General features: G+C 68.0%; 1 protein-coding gene. It reads right to left on the reverse strand.

Annotated features, from left to right (window positions below; all coding sequences use genetic code 11):
* On the reverse strand, positions 1 to 905 hold a 905-nt coding region (locus EOA24_RS39425; RefSeq protein ID WP_245501991.1), incomplete at its 3' end, for a molybdopterin cofactor-binding domain-containing protein.
* Between the last annotated feature and the right edge of the window lie 41 nt (positions 906 to 946).

A 946-nucleotide genomic window follows, 5' to 3' on the forward strand; every position in this document is an offset into this window, starting at 1 on the left:
GGGTCGGGCGGCAGCGTGCCCAGCCCGTTGCCCTGGTAGCTCATCGCCATGCCGGTGCCGACGATCTCGGAACCATCATCGGACGGGCCGCGAGGCTTTTGCCAGATCGGGTCGGCCGCGGCGGCCTTGAGCATTTCCTCGAGGCGCTCGGACGGCGCGACCACCTGGCCGAGATAACCCCGCGTGCCAGGCTTGCGCATATTCCTGCGGCGGATTTCCAAGACATCGAGTCCGCATTCCGCCGCCAGCCGGTCCATCTGGCATTCGACCGCGAAAGCCATCTGGTTGGCGCCGAAGCCACGGAAGGCGCCGCAGACCCCGTTGTTGGTATAGGCGAGCCTGCCCGACGTGCGAACATTCCGAACCACATAGGGCCCGCAGGCGTGTTCGAGCGCAGTTTCCAGGACCGCGGGCCCAAGCGAGGCGTAGGCGCCGGCGTCGGAGATCACATCCACCCATTGGGCAAGCAGCAAGCCGTCCGCATCGCAGGCCGTGCGCATGCGGATATTCATCGCGTTGCGCTTGGCGCCGGCAAGGACGGATTCGGCGCGGTCGAGTTGCAGGCGCACCGGCCGACCGGTCCTGAGGGCGAGCAAGGCGAGCGCCGGCTGCACGGTCAGCTCGTCCTTGCCGCCGAACGCGCCTCCCGTCGGACTGGTCACGACCCGGATCTTCTCCTCCGGCAGGCCGAGGACGCGCGAAAGCTGCAGCCGGTCGCGCAGGCCGTACTGGCCGCCGGCACAGACGTTCAGCGTTCCATCCGAATCTACGAGGGCATGGCCGCCTTCGGTCTCCATGAAACCGTGCATCTGGCGCGGCGTTTCGTAGACGGCCTCGACGACGTGGGCGGCGCGGGCAAAACCCTCGGCGATGTCGCCGCGTTCGAAGCCGAGGGAGGTTTGCAAATTGCCCGCCGAGTGCACGGGCTCGGCGTCGGGTGAAAGCG

This window comes from Mesorhizobium sp. M2A.F.Ca.ET.039.01.1.1, assembly GCF_003998035.1.
Taxonomy (GTDB): domain Bacteria; phylum Pseudomonadota; class Alphaproteobacteria; order Rhizobiales; family Rhizobiaceae; genus Mesorhizobium.